Source organism: Rhodococcus sp. USK10 (genome assembly GCF_019378875.1).
Taxonomy (GTDB): domain Bacteria; phylum Actinomycetota; class Actinomycetes; order Mycobacteriales; family Mycobacteriaceae; genus Rhodococcus_F; species Rhodococcus_F pseudokoreensis.
This window is the reverse complement of record NZ_CP076048.1, coordinates 5507862-5527940: the sequence shown is the minus strand read 5'-3', so window position 1 is coordinate 5527940 and position 20079 is coordinate 5507862. Positions and strand designations below refer to the sequence as shown.

Annotated in this window: 17 protein-coding genes; 8 read left to right on the top strand and 9 right to left on the bottom strand. The window is 68.2% G+C overall.

The genetic code is table 11. From position 1 onward, the window contains the following. Positions 1–2: 2 nt before the first annotated feature. The gene (locus I1A62_RS32650) at positions 3–623 is read right to left on the bottom strand and encodes a superoxide dismutase family protein (RefSeq protein ID WP_219456441.1); all 621 of its coding nucleotides are present in this window, start codon (positions 621–623) and stop codon (positions 3–5) included. A 51-nt stretch (positions 624–674) separates the two neighbouring features. Then, positions 675–2390, bottom strand: coding sequence for a helix-turn-helix domain-containing protein (locus I1A62_RS32645; protein ID WP_219456439.1), 1716 nt, complete (start codon positions 2388–2390; stop codon positions 675–677). Positions 2391–2551: 161 nt separating this feature from the next. Between I1A62_RS32645 and pruA the strand changes: the two genes are divergently transcribed. The 6 genes from pruA (at position 2552) to I1A62_RS32615 (ending at position 9485) form a co-directional block, all read left to right on the top strand. Continuing rightward, positions 2552–4189, top strand: coding sequence for an L-glutamate gamma-semialdehyde dehydrogenase (gene pruA / locus I1A62_RS32640; protein ID WP_219456437.1), 1638 nt, complete (start codon positions 2552–2554; stop codon positions 4187–4189). After that, positions 4189–5154 (top strand): proline dehydrogenase family protein, encoded by a 966-nt coding sequence (locus tag I1A62_RS32635; RefSeq protein WP_219456436.1) that lies wholly within the window; start codon positions 4189–4191, stop codon positions 5152–5154. The genes pruA and I1A62_RS32635 overlap by 1 nt, the downstream gene beginning before the upstream one ends. Positions 5155–5307: 153 nt before the next feature. Beyond that, entirely contained in the window at positions 5308–6357 is a 1050-nt protein-coding gene (locus I1A62_RS32630) for an ABC transporter substrate-binding protein (protein ID WP_219456434.1), read from the top strand. Positions 6358–6413: 56 nt separating this feature from the next. Further along, positions 6414–7421 carry an iron ABC transporter permease gene (locus I1A62_RS32625; protein ID WP_219456432.1) on the top strand — a complete coding sequence of 336 codons (1008 nt, stop codon included), beginning with the start codon at positions 6414–6416 and terminating at the stop codon, positions 7419–7421. Next, positions 7418–8203: an ABC transporter ATP-binding protein gene (locus I1A62_RS32620; protein ID WP_124392120.1), complete on the top strand. Its 786-nt coding sequence runs from the start codon at positions 7418–7420 to the stop codon at positions 8201–8203. The genes I1A62_RS32625 and I1A62_RS32620 overlap by 4 nt, the downstream gene beginning before the upstream one ends. 13 nt (positions 8204–8216) lie before the next feature. Beyond that, complete coding sequence (locus tag I1A62_RS32615) at positions 8217–9485, top strand: MFS transporter (protein ID WP_257890598.1); 1269 nt, start codon at positions 8217–8219, stop codon at positions 9483–9485. A 36-nt stretch (positions 9486–9521) separates the two neighbouring features. Here I1A62_RS32615 and I1A62_RS32610 read toward each other — a convergent pair whose 3' ends face one another. Continuing rightward, positions 9522–11849 (bottom strand): LuxR C-terminal-related transcriptional regulator, encoded by a 2328-nt coding sequence (locus I1A62_RS32610; RefSeq protein WP_219456431.1) that lies wholly within the window; start codon positions 11847–11849, stop codon positions 9522–9524. Between the two features lie 341 nt (positions 11850–12190). On the opposite strand from I1A62_RS32610, the gene I1A62_RS46640 reads away from it, so the two are divergent. Further along, the gene (locus I1A62_RS46640; RefSeq protein WP_257890597.1) at positions 12191–12718 is read left to right on the top strand and encodes a hypothetical protein; all 528 of its coding nucleotides are present in this window, start codon (positions 12191–12193) and stop codon (positions 12716–12718) included. Here the strand turns inward: I1A62_RS46640 and I1A62_RS32600 are convergent. Both I1A62_RS32600 and I1A62_RS32595 read right to left on the bottom strand, forming a co-directional pair. Beyond that, complete coding sequence (locus I1A62_RS32600; RefSeq protein ID WP_219461545.1) at positions 12708–13115, bottom strand: YciI family protein; 408 nt, start codon at positions 13113–13115, stop codon at positions 12708–12710. The two genes, I1A62_RS46640 and I1A62_RS32600, sit on opposite strands and share 11 nt — an antisense overlap. Before the next feature lie 90 nt (positions 13116–13205). Then, positions 13206–13991, bottom strand: a complete 786-nt coding sequence (locus I1A62_RS32595; protein ID WP_219456429.1) for an alpha/beta fold hydrolase — start codon at positions 13989–13991, stop codon at positions 13206–13208. Between the two features lie 541 nt (positions 13992–14532). Here I1A62_RS32595 and I1A62_RS32590 point away from each other — a divergent pair. Next, entirely contained in the window at positions 14533–15291 is a 759-nt protein-coding gene (locus I1A62_RS32590) for an alpha/beta hydrolase (protein ID WP_124392117.1), read from the top strand. A gap of 92 nt (positions 15292–15383) precedes the next feature. On the opposite strand, the gene I1A62_RS32585 is transcribed toward I1A62_RS32590, so the two are convergent. The 4 genes from I1A62_RS32585 to I1A62_RS32570 all read right to left on the bottom strand — a co-directional run bounded on the left by I1A62_RS32585 (position 15384) and on the right by I1A62_RS32570 (position 20073). Then, positions 15384–16844, bottom strand: a complete 1461-nt coding sequence (locus I1A62_RS32585; RefSeq protein ID WP_219456427.1) for an APC family permease — start codon at positions 16842–16844, stop codon at positions 15384–15386. 88 nt (positions 16845–16932) lie between these two features. Further along, entirely contained in the window at positions 16933–17760 is an 828-nt protein-coding gene (locus I1A62_RS32580) for a MoaF C-terminal domain-containing protein (protein WP_219456425.1), read from the bottom strand. 55 nt (positions 17761–17815) lie between these two features. After that, the gene (locus I1A62_RS32575) at positions 17816–19264 is read right to left on the bottom strand and encodes an aldehyde dehydrogenase (RefSeq protein WP_219456424.1); all 1449 of its coding nucleotides are present in this window, start codon (positions 19262–19264) and stop codon (positions 17816–17818) included. A gap of 227 nt (positions 19265–19491) precedes the next feature. Continuing rightward, positions 19492–20073 carry a TetR/AcrR family transcriptional regulator gene (locus tag I1A62_RS32570; protein WP_219456422.1) on the bottom strand — a complete coding sequence of 194 codons (582 nt, stop codon included), beginning with the start codon at positions 20071–20073 and terminating at the stop codon, positions 19492–19494. Positions 20074–20079 lie beyond the last annotated feature (6 nt).

Below are 20079 nucleotides of genomic sequence, written 5' to 3'. Positions count from 1 at the left end.
CGTCAGAAGTCCTCGTTGATGCAGGCCAGACGATCACCGGCCATCCCAGCCTGACCGGGACCGGTCATGGTGTGCTGCGCGTGGAGCACCACGGAATTGGCCTCCCCTTCGCGAAACTCCCAGTCGACCGTCGTCGACGACTGCGCGTTGCCGCTCGCGTCGGTGGTGACGTCGAGCCAGATCTCGTTCTGAGGGTTCGCGTATGCGGGATCCGAAGACGGTGATTCCGGGGACGCCGCGGGATCCACATTGTTCTGATAGTGCGGTCCCGAATCCGACGGTTTCGGTCCGCACGGCCGCGTGTGCGCGTGCACGCCGAAATCGCGGTTCGGCGCGAGCCCGGTCGCGGTGAACGTCACCGTCGTGCGGCCGTCCTGTCCCTCGGAGTCGAGATGGACGGAGGAACCCACCGGGACGGCCACCTCGTCGTAGGTGAACGCGTTGTCCTCGCTCGCACCCTCCACGGGCAGTTGGAAGCCGTCGCCTGTCGTGCCCGGAAGCGGGACCGCCGCGCTGGTCGTCGATTCGGCGGAAACCGGAGGTGTCTCGACGGTGGCATCCGTCGACGCGTCGTCGCTGCCGCACCCGGCCGCCACGAGCGCGGTCAGGTGCCGACACGGCACGGACCAGTAGGCCCTTCGGGCCCGTGAGTGGTTAGCGAGTCTCTGGACTCGTCAACCACGCACAGGCGCGGAGCGCCTCCGGCGCCGACGCAGGGCGAGTTGCAGCTCGAGGAGAAGGCGATCGGAGGAATCCTGCAGGTCCACTCCGACGATCTCCTCGACGCGGCGGATCCGGTACCGCAGGGTGTTCGGATGCACCTGCACGGCCGCCGCGGCACTGCGGACATCGCCGTAATGCGCGAGGTAACTCTCCGCGCTCTCGCTCAGGTTCGACGCGTGGGTGGTGTCGTACTCGAACAGGGCATCCAATCGCGGATCGTGAAGTTCGGGGTGCTGCTCGACGAGATCGAGGATCTCGCCGAGCAGCACCGCGGTGCGCGATTCGGCGAGGGTGGTCACCCGCCCCTCCGGGAAGGTGGCGGCGGTGCCGTCGAGGACCCGGTCGACCTCTGCCCGGGCGCCGGCCACGTGCCCGAGATCCGTGACCGGGACGGCGATCGCCGCCCGCAGGACGATGGAGCGTTTCGTTTCGAACTGGTCGACGAGTTGCCGGGTCCAGGCGGCGACGGTGTTCGCCGATTTGTAGCGTGGGAGCAGCACATACGCGCGATCGCCGATGACGGTGGCCACCGAGTCGCGGCTGAAGGAACTTGCGTGCAGGCGCAGCATGCTGCCCGATTCCGCGAAGTCGCCGATCGGCGCTGCCGTGTCCGTGGCGGTCGGAGCGAAACCGACGACGGCGGCCGGGCCGGTCACCGGCAGATTCAGTGCACCGGCCACCGACGGGACGTCCACCCCGCCCCCGCGCGCACCGAACAGTCGTTGGATCAGCAACGCCTCGGTGGACGGCGCGTTGAGGGTGCGCGAGATGATCCGGGCGGCAATCGCCGACGCGCCCCGCAGCACGTCGGCCGCGTCCGGTGTCAGTGGTGTGTCGCCCTGCTGCACCCAGATCGACCCGAGCAGCCGGGACGCCCCCGCCCCTTCGGTGGTCTCCCGGATGCTGACCACCAACCGCCTCTTGGTACCGAGTTTCGGGTGTGCCGGGACGTCGACGACCTCGTCGCTCTTGCGGAGGCGGTCGAACACGCCCCATTTCTGCAGCACCCGCAGATAGTCCCGCGGTCCCTCGCGGCCCAGGATCGACAGCATCCGCAACTCGTCCGCCGATTCGTCGGACGACGAATACGCCAGCACGCGCGACTGCGCGTCCTCGATCGACACCATGCCGCCCGAATTCTGGGCCACGATCTGGGCGAGTCCGAACAAGTCGGTGTCGGTGGCCAGCAGCTCCTGGTCTCCCAGACCGGCCTGCAGCCGACGGGAACGGTCCAGCATCCGCTGCACCAAGGGGAACACGTGGTCCCACCGGGCCCTCGGGTGCACGGCCACCAGCGCGACACCGGCGCGGCGCGCCGCGGTCCGAAGTGCGCGCGGGTCGACTGCCGTTTTTGACATCACTGCGCGCGGTCGATGCCCGGGTGGCCGCTGCGCGACGCGGTCGAACCAGCGGACCGCCTCGGCCTTGCCGACCCCGACGTGCAGCAGCAGGTCGGGCATGGGAGATTGCGATTCGATCTCGGCGGCCAGATCGGTGCCGTCGACGAGCGCGACCGACGCGAGGACGACGTCGTCACCGGCGGGTGCCTCGACCAGCTCGACCACCGCGGTGTCGAGCGCACTGAGAAGCTCACGCAGAGTGATGATCTCGCCGTTGTCCGGCGTCTTCTCGGGAACCGGGGGTACGGGTCGATCGCGGCGGCTCATGGGGATGTCTCCAGTTCGGATATCGAAAATCGGTTTGGCCAAGCGTACAACTCGGAGCGGCACAATTTGTTCGACTGACTCATCAATCGTGGGCTTTTCGGGTGTTCACTGTGACTAGTTCGTTGCGGCGGTGCTCGCCGCCACATCTCGTAGGAGGTTTCATGGACGCCGCCATCACCACTCCGCAGCCGGTCAACGAGCCGGTCGGCAGTTTCGCACCCGGCACCCCCGAGCGGGCCCGGCTGCAGTCCAAGCTCGCCGAACTCGGATCGAACCCCACCGAGATCCACCACGTGATCGGCGGGCAGCACCGACGCGGCAACGGCCCCACGATCGACGTGGTGCAGCCGCACCGGCATTCAGCGGTGCTGGGCACCTTCACGAGCGCCGGCACCCAGGACATCCAGGACGCCGTCACCGCCGCGGCTGCCGCGGCACCGGCGTGGCGGGCGCTGTCTTTCGAGGACCGCGCCGCGGTGTTCCTCCGCGCCGCCGACCTACTGTCCGGACCGTGGCGCGAAACCCTCGCCGCCGCAACCATGCTCGGTCAGTCCAAGACCGCCTACCAGGCCGAGATCGACACCCCGTGCGAGCTGATCGACTTCTGGCGGTTCAACGTCCACTTCGCCCGGCAGATCCTCGCCGACCAGCCGATCTCCTCCCCCGGCGTGTGGAACAAGGTCGAATACCGCCCCCTCGAGGGCTTCGTCTACGCCATCACCCCGTTCAACTTCACCGCGATCGCCGGCAACCTGCCCACCGCCCCCGCACTGATGGGCAACACGGTGATCTGGAAGCCCTCCGAGACGCAGGCCGTGGCCGCGTACTGGACGATGAAACTGCTCGAGGCCGCCGGCCTGCCGCCCGGCGTGATCAACCTCGTCAACGGCCCCGGCGCCGCCGTCTCCGACGTGGTTCTCGCCGACCGCCGGCTGGCCGGGATCCACTTCACCGGCTCCACCGCGACGTTCCAGCACCTGTGGCGTCAGGTCGGCACCAACATCGCGAACTACGACTCCTACCCCCGCCTGGTCGGCGAGACCGGCGGCAAGGACTTCGTCCTCGCCCACAGCTCCGCCGACCCGGACACCCTCACCACCGCCCTGATCCGCGGCGCCTTCGACTTCCAGGGCCAGAAGTGCTCGGCCGCCTCCCGCGCGTTCGTCCCGAAGTCGGTGTGGGCGAAGATGGGCAACGACTTCATCGACAAGGTGTCCGCCCTGAAATACGGCGACGTCACCGACTTCTCTAACTTCGGCGGCGCCGTCATCGACAAGCGGGCCTTCGACCGCAACGCCGACGCCCTCGCCCGCGCCAAGGCCACCCCCAGCCTGACCATCGCCGCCGGCGGCCACGTCGACGACTCCGTCGGCTACTTCGTCGACCCCACCGTGCTGCTCGGCGACGACCCCACCGACGACGCGTTCCGCACCGAATACTTCGGGCCGATCCTGGCGGTGCACGTCTACGACGATTCGGCCGCCGGATCCTTCGACACCGTGCTCGACCTGGTCGACAAGGGCTCGAAGTACGCATTGACCGGTGCGATCATCGCCGACGACCGCACCGCCGTCGCCAAGGCGACCGAGGACCTGCGGTTCGCGGCCGGCAACTTCTACATCAACGACAAGCCCACCGGTGCCGTCGTCGGACAGCAACCCTTCGGCGGTGCCCGGGCCTCGGGCACCAACGACAAGGCCGGCTCCCCGCAGAACCTGCTCCGCTGGGCGTCCGCCCGCACCATCAAGGAAACGTTCGTCCCCGCCACCGACCACCGCTACCCCCACCAGGACATCTGATGGCCGCCTCCGACCTGCTCCGGCCCGCCCTGCTCGCCGCCGCCCGCTCCCCGCGCATGGAACGCACCGTCACCAAGATCCCGGTGACCCGCAACCTCGTCGACCGGTTCGTCGCCGGCGAAACCGAGGACCGGGCCGTCACCGCGGCCACCGGCATCCTCGACACCGGCCGCTTCATCACCATCGACTACCTCGGCGAGGACACCACCGACCTCGTGCAGGCGAACGGCACCGTCTCGCACTACCTCACCCTCCTGTCCTCGCTGGCGCAACTCGCACCCGCCGCCGCGAACACCCGCGAGCCCCGCAGCATCGAGGTCTCCCTCAAGTTGTCCGCGCTCGGTCAGTTCCTGCCCCGGGACGGGCACAAGGTGGCGCTCGAAAACGCGCACAAGATCTGTAGCGCCGCCGAGGAGGCCGGGGCGTGGGTCACCGTCGACGCCGAGGACCACACCACCACCGACTCGACGCTGTCGATCGTGCGCGAGTTGCGGCAGGACTTCCCGTCTCTGGGCACGGTTCTGCAGGCGTACCTGAAGCGGACCGAGGCCGACTGTCGGGACCTGTCGGGACCCGGATCGCGGATCCGGCTGTGCAAGGGCGCCTACAAGGAACCGGCCTCGGTCGCCCACCAGGGCAAGGCGGCAGTCGATGACGCCTATCTACGCTGCCTGCAGATCCTGATGAATGGCCAGGGCTACCCGATGGTCGCCTCGCACGACCCCGCCATGATCAACGCCGCACTGCAGTACGCAGCGGCGAACGGCCGCGACGTCGACGAATTCGAACTCCAGATGCTCTTCGGCATCCGGGACACCGAACAACTGCGGCTCATCGACGAGCAGCAGCACCTGCGGGTCTACCTCCCCTACGGCGAGCAGTGGTACGGCTACTTCATGCGCCGCCTCGCCGAACGTCCCGCCAACCTGGCGTTCTTCCTGCGCTCTCTGACCTCGACGAAGTAGGCCGAACCAGACCAACAAATTAGGTTAGGTTTACTTCGTGATAACGTTCACGCGCTTCCTCGCGTGCACGTGCTGATCGCGCTTTTCGTTCGACAGCCGGGATCGACGCCCGAGTGGGGCGCTGATCCTGGACGAACAGAAAGCATGACGAGCGTGAGAACATCGGTGGGCCGAATCGGCCTCGTGGCCATCACTGCAGTACTGGCGAGCACCCTGGCCGCCTGTGGGCAATCCGAAACCGTCGACGACTCCGGCGCCGCAAGGGCCGGCGAGGGCAGCACCAGCTATCCCCTCGTCCTCGACAACTGCGGACAGCAGGTCACCGTCGACGCCGCACCGCAGCGGGTGGTGTCGCTGGACCAGGGTTCAACCGAAATCCTGCTGTCGCTCGGCCTCGCCGACCGGCTGGTGGGCACGGCGTCGTGGACGGACCCGATCCGCGAGAACCTCGCGGAGGCCAACGCGTCAGTGCCGCGGCTCGCGGACAACGCCCCGACGTACGAGGTGGTCCTGGACGCCGATCCCGACTTCGTGACGGCGTCGTTCGGCCGGCATTTCAAGCAGGGCGGCGTGGCGGAGCGCGCCCGGTTCGCCGAGACCGGAGTCGAGTCGTACCTCTCTCCCACCGACTGCGACAACGGGGTCAGCATCAACGGTGGCGGCAAGCGCACCAACCCACTGACGATGGACGCGCTGTACCAGGAGATCGGTGAGCTCGCCGCGGTGTTCGACGTGACCGAGCGAGGCACACAGCTGATCGACGGATTGAAGGAACGCGAAGCCGCGGCACTGGCGTCCATCGAGAAGTCGAACGTGTCGACGGCATTCTGGTTCGCCGACACCAAGAGTCCGTACGTGGCCGGCGGTCTGGGGTCCGCGAGCCTCCTCGCCCGCTCGGTCGGTGCCACCAATGTGTTCTCCGACCTCACCGACGACTGGTCGCCCGTGGGCTGGGAGATCGTGGTGGAACGGAACCCGGACGTCCTGATCCTCGGCGACCTGCTCCGCAACCGCTTCCCCGGCGACCTGCTGGCGGACAAGATCGCCTTCCTCCAATCGGATCCGGTGACGCAGAACCTCGACGCGGTGCGCAACCAGCGGTACATCGCCCTGCACGGCGCCGAGATGAACCCGTCCATCCGCGCCGTCGACGGCCTCGAGAAGGTCGCTGCCGGCCTGCGCGATCAGAAGGTCCCGTCCTGACCGCCACCCTCGACCACACCGACACCGGTGTCCCCGCACCGGTTCGGCGGGGGTGGGTGTTCGGGACGCTGATCGCAGCCGGCGGGATCGCCCTGCTCGGACTGTCGATTTTCGTCGCGGTCACCCTCGGACCGGCGGACGTGTCACTGGTCAACGTCCGCGACGTGCTGCTCAATCACCTGGGGCTCGCGGATATTCCGGTGCGGTTGTCGAAGAACGCGATCGTATGGGAGGAGCGCCTGCCCCGCGCACTGGTCGCCGCCGCGTGCGGCGCCGGACTCGGCCTCTGCGGCGTCATCATGCAGTCACTGCTGCGCAATCCCCTCGCCGACCCGTTCGTCCTGGGGATCTCGTCGGGTGCGTCGACCGGCGCGGTGGTGGTGGGTGTGCTCGGCGTCGGTGGCGCCGCGCTCGGACTGTCCGGAGGCGCATTCATCGGCGCACTGGTCGCGTTCGGGCTGGTGTTGCTCCTCGCCCACATCTCCGGTGGCAACAACGACCGGGTCGTCCTCGCGGGCGTCGCGAGCACCCAATTGTTCTCGGCGCTCACGTCGTTCGTCATCTTCGCGTTCGCCGATTCCGACGAGACCCGCGGCGTGATGTTCTGGCTGCTCGGCTCCCTGGAGGGTGTCCGCTGGGACGACGTGACCCTGTGCGCGATCGTCGTGTTCGCCGGCACCGCCCTGTGCCTGCGCTACGCGTACGTCCTCGACGCCTTCTCCTTCGGCGACGAGGTCGCAGCGTCCCTCGGCATCGCCGTCGGCAAGGTCCGCCTCCTGCTGCTGGTGGTCACGGCGGTCATCACCGCGACCCTCGTCAGCGTCGCCGGCGCGATCGGCTTCGTCGGACTGGTACTCCCGCACGCCGCACGATTCCTCGTGGGCCCCACACACAGTCGGCTGATCCCAGCGACCGCGGTGATGGGCGCCGTCTTCATGGTGTGGGTGGACGCCGTCTCCCGGGTCGCGTTCGCACCCACCCCGCTGCCGGTGGGTGTCGGCACCGCCCTCGTCGGCGTCCCCGCGTTCATCGTCATCCTGTCCCGGCGAAGGAGAGCCCTGTGACACTCCACGCAGACGGCGTCACCTGGAACCGCGGGGGCGCACTGGTCGTCGACGGCGTCACCGTCACACCGGCACAGGGTGCGACGGTGGGCCTGCTCGGACCCAACGGATCCGGCAAGTCCTCGCTCCTGCGCCTGCTGAACGGCGTCGTCCGCCCCACCTCGGGTGTCGTGACCCTCGACGGTAACGACCTCACCACCGTGCGTCGCAAAGACATTGCGCGCGCCGTCGCCGTCGTGAGCCAGCACGCCGACACCGATGTCGACATCAGTGTGCGCGACGTCGTGCGACTCGGACGCATCCCGCACCGCGGAACGTTCGGCGGCAACCCGGCTGCCGACGAGGCCGCCGTCGCCGCCGCTCTCGAACACACCGGCCTCACGGCGAAGGCGGATCGGCTCTGGCACAGACTGTCCGGCGGCGAGAAGCAACGAGTACAGATCGCCCGTGCCCTGGCGCAACAACCGCGCGAGCTGCTCCTCGACGAGCCGACCAATCACCTCGACATCCACCACCAGCTGGAGTTGCTCTCGCTCGTCACGCGGTTGCCGGTCACCAGTGTGATCGCCCTGCACGACCTCAACCTCGCCGCCATGTTCTGCGACACCGTCATCGTCCTGAAGGAGGGTCGCGTCGTCGCCGGCGGAACCCCCGCCGACGTGCTGACGTCGGACCTGATCGCCCAGGTGTACAACGTCCGCGCCGAGGTACTCGTCGACGAGGCGAAGGGACGGTTGTCCATCCTGTTCGAGCCGGGTCCCGTCCCCGTCCCCGTCCACTGAGGAACGACGACTCGTGACGGAAGCGGACACCCGTCGGCGCTTCGTGGGTCGATGGTCGCTGCCGAGCAGTCTGGCCGCGGCGACCCCGGAGGTCCGGCTGCTCGTCCTCACCCAACTCGCGTTCAACGTCGGCTTCTTCATGGTGCTGCCCTACCTGTCGGTGTACCTGTTCGACGATCTCGGTCTGCGGGCGGCGTTCGTCGGCGCCGTACTCGGTCTCCGCACCTTCTCGCAGCAGGGGCTGTTCTTCGTCGGCGGCTCGCTCGCCGACCGCTGGGGCGTCAAACCGGTGGTCCTCACGGGATGCGTCTGCCGCATCCTCGGTTTCGCCGGGTTGGCACTGTTCACGTCGGTGCCCGGCATCGTGGTCGCGACCGTCCTGACCGGGTTCGCGGGCGCAATGTTCTCGCCCGCTGTCGAATCGGCGCTCGCCACCGCCGCCGGCGGCACCGACGACGGGGGACGGTCCCGGGTGGACGCGTTCGCGCTGTTCAACGTGTGCGGGCAGATCGGGTCGTTCGCCGGGCCGCTCGTCGGATCGGTACTGCTGCTCACCGACTTCTCGGCCGCGTGCCTCGCCGCAGCCGGGGTATTCGTCGCGATCCTGGTCGCGCACCTGCGGTGGCTGCCGTCCGGGCCCGGCGCCCACGCCACCGACAGCTGGCGCGAGGGCTGGCGGGAGGTCCTCGGAAACACGCGGTTCCTTCTCTTCGCCGCGGCGATGAGCACGCAGTTGGTCGCGTACAACCAGCTGTACCTGCTACTGCCGCTGGAGGTGGAGCGCGCCTGGGGCTCGCAGTCCCCGCTCGGCTGGTTCTTCGCCCTGTCCTCGGTATTCGTCGTCGCCGCCCAGCTGCCCATCACGAGACGGGCACACACCCTCGCCGCCCTTCCCGTCGGCCTCGCCGTCATGGCCTGCGGTTTCGCCGTCATGGCCCTCGCCGTCCCCGCCCGACCCCGCGGGATACCCGGACTGATACCGCCCGCCGCCTTCGTGCTCCTGCTCGCGCTCGGCCAGATGATCGCCATGCCCATCGCACGAGATGCGATTGCCCGCATGGCCTCCGGCCGCCGGCTCGGGACGTACTACGGCGTGTTCGCCTCTATCGGCGGAGCCGCCGTCCTGCTCGGATCCGTAGCCCTCGGCGCCCTGATCGACGCCGTGCCGTCCACCGGGTGGCCCCTCGCCGCACCGTGGTGCGCAGTCGGAGCACTCCTCACCGGCAGCGCACTGACCGTTCGCGTCCTCCTCCGACACGTTCGGAACATCGACCGCGGATAGCCCGTCGTCGAGACACCCGGCCGATCCGACTCACGATTACAAATTCTCGCCCTGCCGCTGCGCGATGCTCCACGCCGCGATCTGCGCGCGGGAGGTGAAACCCAGTTTGGACAGGATGTGTTCCACATGGCCCTGCGCGGTGCGTTGCGAGATGACGAGCCTGCCCGCGATCGCCTTGTTCGTCAGGCCCTCGGCGACGAGTTCTGCGACTTGTTGTTCGCGCCGCGTGAGGCTCGTGGGTCCCGGCTCGATTGCGGTATCGGAAGGCCCCGTCTCGTCGAGGGCGTACGCTGCGGCGTCGTCGAATCGCATTTCGAGGCCCTGCCGGAATTCCGCCTCGAACGCGCGGTCACCGATCGCCAGGCGTGCCTGTTGCTCGAACCGGGCATGTTCGAGGTGTGCGCTCGGGAAAATGGTGCTCGGACTCCCCACCGTGTGAACAAGGGCCTCGGTGGCACCCATCAATCTGGCCGCGCGCCTCGGCGCCTCCTGATCCACCGCAATCCACGACAGGAGCTCCATACATCCCAAAGCGCTGATGCGGTCGTCCACCAGCCGTGCGAGCTGCAGCCCTCGCGTGACCAGATCCTTCGCACGGGGGCCCTCGCCGCGCCGCCAAGCGCCCATCGCAGCACCCCACAGAGACCATCCGCGGTACACGGATTCGCCGCGTGACTCGGTGACTTGCAGGATCTCCCGCTGACACTCCTCACTCCGGGTGCGGTCTCCGGCCGCGTCTCCGGCCAGCACGAGACCGAGCAGCGACCACATCAGATACAGCAGGTTGCCGTCCTCCCGGAGCACCGGAAGCGAGGATTCGAAGTACTCGCACGCCGCCGCGGACTCCCCGATGAACAGCGCATGCCAACCGGCTGCATCGGCCATCAGCGCCGCGCCGAGACGATCACCGACCTGAGCCGCCATCGCCGCTCCCCGCTCGGCATAGAGCGCCGACGCATCCGGGTCGCCATTGAGCCCCGACAGCGCACTGAGCACATACAACGCCTTGATCCGCTCCACACCGGGCGTGCCGCCCTGAACCGCCAGAAGCTGCGCGAGCCACCGCATGCCCTCGCGCAGCCGGCCCCGCACCCGCCAGTACGGGTACAGAGCCGCCGCCATCCGCAGTCCGGCATCCGCCTCACTCGGACCCGTCAGGCAGAACTGAAGGGCAGCACGGATGTTCGGAAGTTCGGCGTCGAGACGCGCGAGCCAGGCCACCTGCCGCGAGCTGATCCACTCCGACTCCGCCCGCAACACCAGGTGTTCGTACCAATCCCGGTGCCGACGCAACAGCGATGCGAACTCCCCGGTCTCCTGCAACCGTTCCGTACCGTAATCACGCAACGTCTCGAGCAGCCGATACCGCACCACCCCGCCCGCCTCTTCCCGGATCAGGATCGACTTGTCGATCAACGACCCCACCACATCGACCACCTGATCCGCACCCCTGACATGGCCGCAGATGCCTTCGACCGCGTCGAGCGCGAAGCCGCCCGAGAACACCGCCAACCGGCCCCACAACTCCCGCTCGGCCGGCGAACACAACTCGTGACTCCAGTCGATGCACCATGCCAAAGTCTGCTGCCGGACCGGCGCACCACGACCGCCCGTGGTCAGCAGCCCGTACCGATCTGTCAGCCGTTGCAGGATCTGATCCTCCGACATTGCCCGCAGCCGCACGGCCGCCAACTCGATCGCGAGCGGCAGACCGTCCAGTCGACGACAGATCCTCGCCACGACATCCTGATTGTTCCCGGTGACGGCGAAGCCCGGGACCACCATCGCCGCGCGTTCGGCGAACAGGCTCATCGCCTCGTGGTGGTCGATGTCCCCGCCGGCCGGGGACGGGCGGTCCGGGTCCGGCATGGTCAGGGGCGGCACCCGGTACACCGCTTCTCCCCCGATTCCGAGCGGTTCCCGGCTGGTCGCGAGAATCCGAAGTTCCGGGCACGCGCGCAGAAGGGAACCGGCGAGGTCGGCGGCCGGTTCGACAAGATGCTCACAGTTGTCCAGTACGAGCAGCGGTTTCCGTGCCACGAGGTACTCGACGAGCAATGCCTCGGGTGCGGCGCCCCCGCCCTCGCGAAGCCCCAACCCCGACAGGACCGCGTCGACGACGGCGCCCGGCTCCTGCACTTCCCCCAACTCGACCAACCACACGCCGTCGTCGAACGCGCGCAGGGAGTCCGCGGCGACCCGCAACGCGAGCCTGGTCTTTCCCACGCCCCCGATACCCGACAACGTCACGAGCCGCGACACCGACAGCAGCCGGCGAACCTCGACGATCTCACGGCGACGGCCGACGAAACTCGTCAGCTCATGGGGAAGATTCCCCACGTTCGCCCTGCCACCGAGCGGCATGAACCGTCACCTTCTCACGTACCCCCGCTGACCACGGTACCTCTGCCGATGGGCCGCGGTCTGGCGGTTCGCGACCGCCACCCGACGCGACCGGCGGGGAGGCAGTGTGTGCCTCGTTCAGTGTTGCCCTACAACGAGCTTCGAGTCCGAAGACGGCACTCGTCCTACCCTCGAATCCCGGACGAATTCGGCTGCAGCTCCTTTCGGCTCGCACACTGAGCCGCACCGCCTACCCGTCGGATGCCGACGCCCGAATCGGCCGGACGGGAGCGGTACCGACATCAGCCCGTGCGCCGCGCCGAAACGGCGGGCACGCCGATCCGTTCCCCTAGGACAATGACGTGACGACGCGAAGCGCCACCCGCATCGCCGGCCGAGGCGAGATCGACCCGGCCGATCCCGCCTCGGCACGGCCCCCATTGCGCGCCGTCCGCGAGTTCCTCGAGCAACTCACCCGGACCCCGGACCCCGAACCGCGTCGACGCCGTCGGGGTCGCCGACCTGCCCGGTTCCGCGGCCGCTTCCCGGGTTTCCTGCTTGCCGACGGGAAGCCCACCGACCACGGTGACGTCGCGGCCGATCTGCGCCACGCGGTGCTGGACGCACCTGCCACCACCGACCCATCCCTGCGCGCCGCCGCCGCAGCGGGCGGTCCACTGCCCGAACCCTGCCAGTCCTACGTCACCGCCGTCCGTGACGCGTCGTACACGATCACCGACACCGACATTGCCCGGCTCACCGCCGCGGGACACCGAGGATCAGATCTTCGAGATCACCGCGGCGGCAGCGGTCGGCGCGGCGCTCCGCAGCTTCGACGCCGGCCGGAACGCGCTCGGTCTCGAAGCCTGATCCGGAGTGTCAGTCCGTGATCGTGGGCGGCTCGGTCAGGAACGGGCGCAGCTCGAGCCATTCGTGGATCGGCTTCCCACCCGCACCCGGCGCCGCGGACAGGTCCCCAGCCAGCTCGAGCGCCCGCTCATAGGTCTCGACGTCGATCACCATCCACCCGGCGATCAGATCCTTCGTCTCCGCGAACGGGCCGTCCGTCACCGGCGGCCGCCCCTCCCCGTCGTAACGGACGAACGTCCCCTCCGGAGCAAGCGCCTGACCATCGACGAACTCACCGGTCCCCTCCAGCTTGGCCGCGAAATCCTGCATGTACTGCACGTGCGCCGAGATCTCCTCCGGCGTCCACTCCGCCATCGGCACGTCGTTCACCGCCTCCGGCGCGCCGCGGTAATGCTTGAGCAGCAAGTACTTGGCCATCATGTTCTCCTCGGTACGGATGCGACCCATTCTGGCCACATTCACCCCAGGGACGCAGCCGATCACCGGTTCTCGACATCGCCCCCGGAACTATTTCCGATCGAGGCGATCGAGCCAATCGCCGAGCAGCGCGGCGAGCAGTTCGGGCCGCTCGTGCACGAGCGCATGGCCGGCGTCCTCGAGGACGGCCAGGGTGGCGTGCGGGTAGCGCTCGGCCAATTCGCACGCGTCGGCGTACCCGGCGACCGAATCGCGCCGGCCCGCCACGATCAACGTCTGCCCCGCGAACGCACTCGATCCGACGTCGACCGCCCACCCGGCGAAGATGCGTCCGAGCGCATCCTCGTCGACGAGCGTCGTCCCCGGCACCACATGGTCGCGGTAGCGGCGAGCGGTGGCCCGGGTGCGCACGACGAAGTACTCGTCGAACCCCGCCCACAGCGCACGCTCGAGCTCGTCGTAGGCATCGGCGTCCTGACGAACCACGCTGTGCTCGGGCACATTCCGCGACCGCTCGGGGACCGGGCACAGCAACGCCAGGCCGAGCACCACGTCTGGTCGCTGCGCGGCCACACCACGAGCCAGATAGGCGCCGTACGAATGCCCGACCAGCATCACCGGGCCCGCCCCCAGGCCGTCGATGAAGTCGCCGAGCAACGTCACCACATCGTCGTTGCAGGTCAGCCCACCCGCTGTCGACAGGCCCATCCCCGGCAGGTCCGGGTAGATCCGCCGGTACCCGGTGGCCGGAACGACGGCCTCGATGGCCGCCTCGATCTCACGATGATCCACGCCGGCACCGTGCAGGGCGACAATCGGCAACCCACTGCCGTGCTCGACCCAATGGACCACGGCTTCGTCGATCCGGCGTTCCATGGCAACACCCTAACGATCCAAGGACCACACGAGTCGCACGAAGAACAGCCAGTCGGGCAAACGGGGGGGCAAGATTACGCAGCATCCTCTCGCAGGCAAGTGCAAGCGATCGGAACATTTCGTAGGCCTACACCCTACGAAATGCGCATCGGAGGGGTAGCAGTAACCAGCGCGCAGCACAGCCATACCGGCCCCACCGAACTCGTCGATACCCACTCGGGGCCGCAATGCTGACCACTCTGAGCAAACCATCCTCGATTTGGCGCGGTGTCGGCAACTCGGTGATGTCGAGATCGAAATCCCCGCCCTCACGCGAGCCGAAACTTGGGCGAGGACACGGTCGTGAGACTCGACGGCCGGAAAATGGTTGGCGGGCAGGACGCCCGCACTGCTAGCGTTCGGAAGACCGTGACTTCGAGCGAGGAGGTGAGACCCATGACCGCAGTACGCAGGTGGGTGCTCCCCCTCTTCACGGCCGGGCGATCGACGTAGGTGTCGCCGGGAGCGCCTCGACAACAAGGCAATCCCGAAAGGCAACACCATGCACTTCACCTCTGAGACATCGGCGAACGGTGTCATCGAACGCAACTTCACCCTGGGCGAGATCACCGGCGTGCTCTGGTCACCCGCATCCAGAACCGTCGGCGCGCCGCTGCTGCTGTCGGGGCACAGCGGCGGCATGCACAAGAAGGCACCGGGGCTGGTGGCCGGCGCACTCCACTGCGTGACCACGTACGGATACACCGTCGCCGCCATCGACGCGCCCGGACACGGTGACCGGCCGCGGAACACTCAGGATCGACGGTGGGGCGACGCGATCCACCGGGCCCGGGCGGCGGGCGAGCCGATCGCCCCGATCGTCATCGACTACAACGCGTCGCTGGCGGAGCGTGCGGTGCCGGAATGGCAGGCCACCCTCGACGCCCTGCAGGCACTCCCCGAGATCGGCGCCGATGCGCCCGTCGGCTACGGCGGCATGACGCTGGGTGTCGTGACCGGGCTGATGTTGGCGACGGTCGAACCCCGGATCGCCGCCCTGAGCATCGGTGCGGTCTTCGTCGACGACGCTCTGATCGAGACGGCACGCAAGATCACCGTTCCGATCGAGTACCGGATTCCGTGGGACGACGAATACATCGACCGCCGAGCCGGCCTCGCACTGTTCGACGCCTTCGGCTCGAGGGAGAAGACACTGCACGCCCACCCGGGTGGGTACACCCAGGTGCCCGAATACGAGCGCGACAGCTCGGCCCGGTTCTTCGCCCGCCACCTCCGCCGGGACGGCGCGACACCGGCCTGACGTGACCGGTAGCGGCGGCCGACCACCAGATTCGCCGACGCCGAATCACCCACCGCCTGTCGAGGACTGCGGCGGGTGATTCGGCAACACGGTCAGACGAGTTCGGCCTGGTAGTCGATGTTCGGACGTAGTGCTGCCCAGCCGAATCCCAGTGCCGCGCAGAGCGGGATCAGCAAGAGCAGCCACCGTGCGACGCCGCCCTGCCCGCCGAGCAGGACGCCGTAGTTCTGCACGGCGAGCCAGACGACCACCGCGAACCCGAGGAGCGCACCGGCCGGTGCCACCCTGGTCTTCCAGATGCTCGTCTCCAGACGGGTGCGGGCGAAGAAGGCGATGATCGACGCCGAGGTGAGGGCGAGGATCACGATGAGCGAGACGGTACCCAGCGAGAGCAACCAGCTGAACGTCACGGTGATCGGGTCCGCTCCGGCGAGGGCGAAGGCGGCGAGGAGGATCGCGAGCGAGATGCCGACCACCAGGGCAGCCGCAGCGGGGGTGCCGGTCTTGGCGTTGGCTTCACCGAGGCGGTGCGGCAGCACTTTCGCTCGCCCCAGCGCATAGAGGTAGCGGGAGAACATGTTCTGGAAGCCGATGAGCATGGCGATGAAGCTCGTGACCACCAGGATTTCCATCACGGTGCTCAACCAGGGACCGACTTCGGCCTCGGCGACGGCGAACACGAATCCGGCCGGGTCGTCGGTTGCGGCGGCCTGGACGGTGTCCGCGCCGACGGAGTTGCCCAGCGCCCAGGTGGTCAGGGCGTAGAAGACGCCGATGAACGCGATCGAGGTGTACACGGCGCGGGGAATGGTGCGGTGCGGGTCCTTCGCTTCCTCGGAGAAGACGACGGTGGCCTCGAAACCGGTGAAGCAGGTGATGCAGAACAGGAACGCCACACCGAGCCCCGGACCGACCAATGCGGAGGGATCGAAGGCCTCCAGCGAATTCCCCGAGACACCGCCCCCGAAAATGATCGCGACGTCCAGGACGACGAAGGCGGCGATCTCGGCCAACACGAGCAGTCCCAGCACCTTCAGGCTGACGTCGACACCGCGGACGGTGAGCGCGGTGACCAGGGCCAGGGTGGCGAACAGCAGCACCCACGCCGGCACGTCGACACCGAGTTTGTCGGTGATCAACTGTTGCGCGAACACCGAGTACTGGGACCACAGGGCCGCCTGCAGCGCCGTGTAGGCCAGGATGGCCAGCCCGGCGGCGGCAGTGGCCAGCCGCGGCCCGAATCCCTGTGCGATGTACGCGACGAACCCGCCGGCGTTGGTGATGTGCCGGCTCATCGTCACGTACCCCACGGAGAAGACCACGAACAGGAGGGCAGCCAGCAGATACGTCGCGGGGGCGGCAACGCCGTTGACGGAGAAGACGACGGGTGAGGCGCCGACGATCGCGGCCATCGGTGCGACTGCGGCGACGACGAAGAACACGATCGCTGCGACCCCGAGCCTGCCGGCCCGCAGCCCCGCCCGACCCTCCCCGGGTGGCTCGTTGTGACCGGTGTTCTGCGGCGGGACGGCCTGGTGGGGAGGGGTGGACATGGGAGCCTCCGAAGAAAGACATTCGCGGGGTAGTGCGGGGTGGGTGTCGCGGCGTGTTCGTGGGTGACAGTTGGCGGACGGATCCGCGTCAGGCCGTGGGTCCGGGGCGGGCGTCGTCGACGGACGGCGTGCGTTCGAATTCGCGCGCGTACGAGCCCATGGTGATGTTGACCAGGTCACCGCTCTGCTGGTCGATGCCGAATTGGATGCCGACGGTGCGGAGGGCGTTCAGGTCGACCAGGACCATGCCCTCGACGCCGACGTTCTTCTCCAGCCAGGAGAACAGGTATGTGTGCTCGCGCAGCTTCCAGTAGGTGCAGCTGTCGGTGTCACCCACACCGAGCTCGGCGCCGCCGATGCACAGCCAGGTGAAGAGGTTCTCGTTGAGGTAGACGTGGTCGTAGACGTCGTCGCGGCTGTAGGCGTAGCGCACCCGGCGCCCGATCAGCTCGTCGGTCGGCTCGTGGGCGTCGGCTGAGGTGGCGGCGCTGCCGGCGATCTGGCCCTGGAACCACCGCTGGCGGGCAAGGTGGGGGTTGGGGCCGAGGCCGAGTTCGCCGACCGCGCCGGTGACCTGACCGGTGGTCAGATCGAGGGCGGCGCTGACGACCACCGGGTGGTCCTCACCGCTGCGCCGGTAGTGGAGGTAGAACAGTCCGGGCTGCATCTCGAACAGCTCGTAGGTCTCGGTGCCGGCCTGCTCGCCGGTGCGCCAGCTCAGTTCTGCTTCGGAGAATGCGTGGGTGAGGGTGAACTCGTCACCCGAATCCACGAATCGGGCGTTCAGGGTGAGTTCCCGGCCGTCGAGGGCGCGGCTGTAGGCGGGCCGGTATTCGTCGAAGCCGTCGGCCATCTCGCTCAGCGAGGCCCAGTCGTCCTTGTTCCAGCTGAAGGCCGAGGTAGTGGAGGTGCTCATGATTTCAGGTGTCCTTGAATCTGTGGTGGGTTCTGATGGGTCGTTCGGGGCCGGGTCAGCCGAGGTTGACCCAGACGCCCTTGGTCTCGGTGAATTCGTCGATGGCGTTGGAGCTCATCTCCCGGCCCCATCCGCTGGAACCGAATCCGCCCCACGGGGCAGCGGGATCGAGGAACGGCAGCATGTTCACGAAGACGCTGCCGGCGTGGATCGACGCGGCGAGGTTGTGCGCCAGCTCGAGGTCCTTGGTCCAAATACATGCGGCCAGACCGTAATCGGTGTCGTTGGCGCGGGCGGCGAGCTCGTCGGCGTCGTCGTAGGACAGGATCGACAGCACCGGCCCGAAGATCTCCTGCCGGGCGATGGTCATGTCGTCGCGCACACCCGAGAACACGGTGGGGGCGAAGAAGTTCCCGCCGGACAGCTCGCCGCCGACGCGGCTGCCGCCGGTCACCAACTGCGCGCCCTCGGCGACTCCGGCGTTGACGAGGCGCTCGACGTGGTCGGCGTGTTCGGGCGAGGCCAGCGGGCCGATCACCGTCTCAGGCGACATGCCGGGACCGATCGGCAGCGCGCTCGCCGCGGCGGCGATCTTCTCGGTGAACTCGTCCACCCTCTTCGAATCGACGAAGAACCGCGTGTAGGCGGCACAGACCTGACCGCTGTTGAGCAGGGCGCCCTGCAGGTTCCCCGCGACCGCGGCGTCGATATCCGCATCCCGCGCAATGACACTCGGCGCCTTACCGCCGAGTTCGAGAGTGACCCGCTTGAGGTTGCCCGAGGCGGCGACGACGATTTGCTTACCGACCGCGGTGGACCCGGTGAACGACACCTTGTCGACGTCGGCGTGCTCGGTGAGGGCCTTGCCCGCCGCGGGACCGCCGGTCAGGCAGTTCACGACTCCGGGCGGGAACCCGGCCTCTACGCACAGCCTGGCCAGGAACACCGTGCTCAGCGGCGTCTGCTCGGCGGGCTTGAGAATCACCGTGTTGCCGCAGGCCAGCGCCGGGGCCAGCTTCCAGGCGGCGATCATCAGCGGGAAGTTCCATGGGGTGATCAGCGCGCACACGCCGACCGGTTCACGGCGGGTGTAGTGCATCGTGTTGGGGATCGACACCGCCGAGTTCTTGCCCTCGATCTTGGTGCACCAGCCGGCGTAGTAGCGGAAGACCTCGGCGGCCATGGTGAGGCTGACCGTCTTCGCGACCCCGAGCGGCTGCCCCTGGTCGCGGGTTTCGAGTTCGGCGAGTTCGTCGGCGTGCTGCTCGATCAGGTCGGCGACCTTCCACAGCAGCCGTGCGCGAGCGGCCGGCACCAGCGCCTTCCAGGCCGGATCGGTCAGTGCCTGCCGCGCCGCCGCGACCGCGGCGTCCACATCGGCGGTGCCGGCGTCCGCGACCGTGCCCAGCGGCTCACCCGTCGCCGGGTCGTAGGTCTTGAACTCGGCACCGGACCGGGCCGGAACCCAGCGGCCGTCGATCAGCAACTGCTCGCGCACATCCATTGTGAGAACTCCTCGAAATACTCGTGACCAGGCCACGTGACGTGAGTCTCACTCTGCTCCGGGATTCGCGGAACCGCATTGCCCGAAACCGTACAAACATTGACTAATCCCGCATACCTTCGGTGGCGCCGAGTCAATCGAGAGCGGTCGCGGCCGACGAGTCGCGCGCCACGAAAGTCGAATTCCGTTTCAGCAAACTATATTTGGGATTTCACGCGTCGCCCACCTCACTCGGCAAGTGAGCGCAGAAACCGGCGAAGATGCGCGAGCGCGGCCTCGTTGAGTTCGGGGCGATCGAGAGTGATCTGCTGAAAGATCAGTCCGTCGGCGGCCGCGATGAACAGTTGGGCCATCGCCTCGTCGCAGTCGATTCCGCCGTGCGCCAACTCTTCGCGCAGGGCCTGCCGATAGGTGCCGTACAGCGACTCGACGTGCGGACGCAGTTCGGGACGCCGCCGCGATTCGAGGATCAGTTCGTACTGGAAGGCCTGCTCGTCGGGGTTGGCGACGACCATCCCGATCAGCCCGGCGAAGAGCGCGTCGAGGTCCCCGGTGCCCGGCCGGGTGCTGATCGAGGTGACGCTGTTTTCGACGGAGTACTGCAGGGCGGCCTCGAGCAGGGCGTCCCGGCTGCCGAAGTGGTGGGCGACCAGGCCGTGCGTGACGTTCGCCTCGCGAGCGACGGCGCGGTAGGTCAGTTTTCGCAGCCCCTGGGCGGCGACGACGTGGACGGCCGCGGCGAGCAACGCCTGCCTACCCTCGCCGTACATCGGCGAACTCCGACCCGGTGTGGACGCAACAGCGGTCATCGGTGT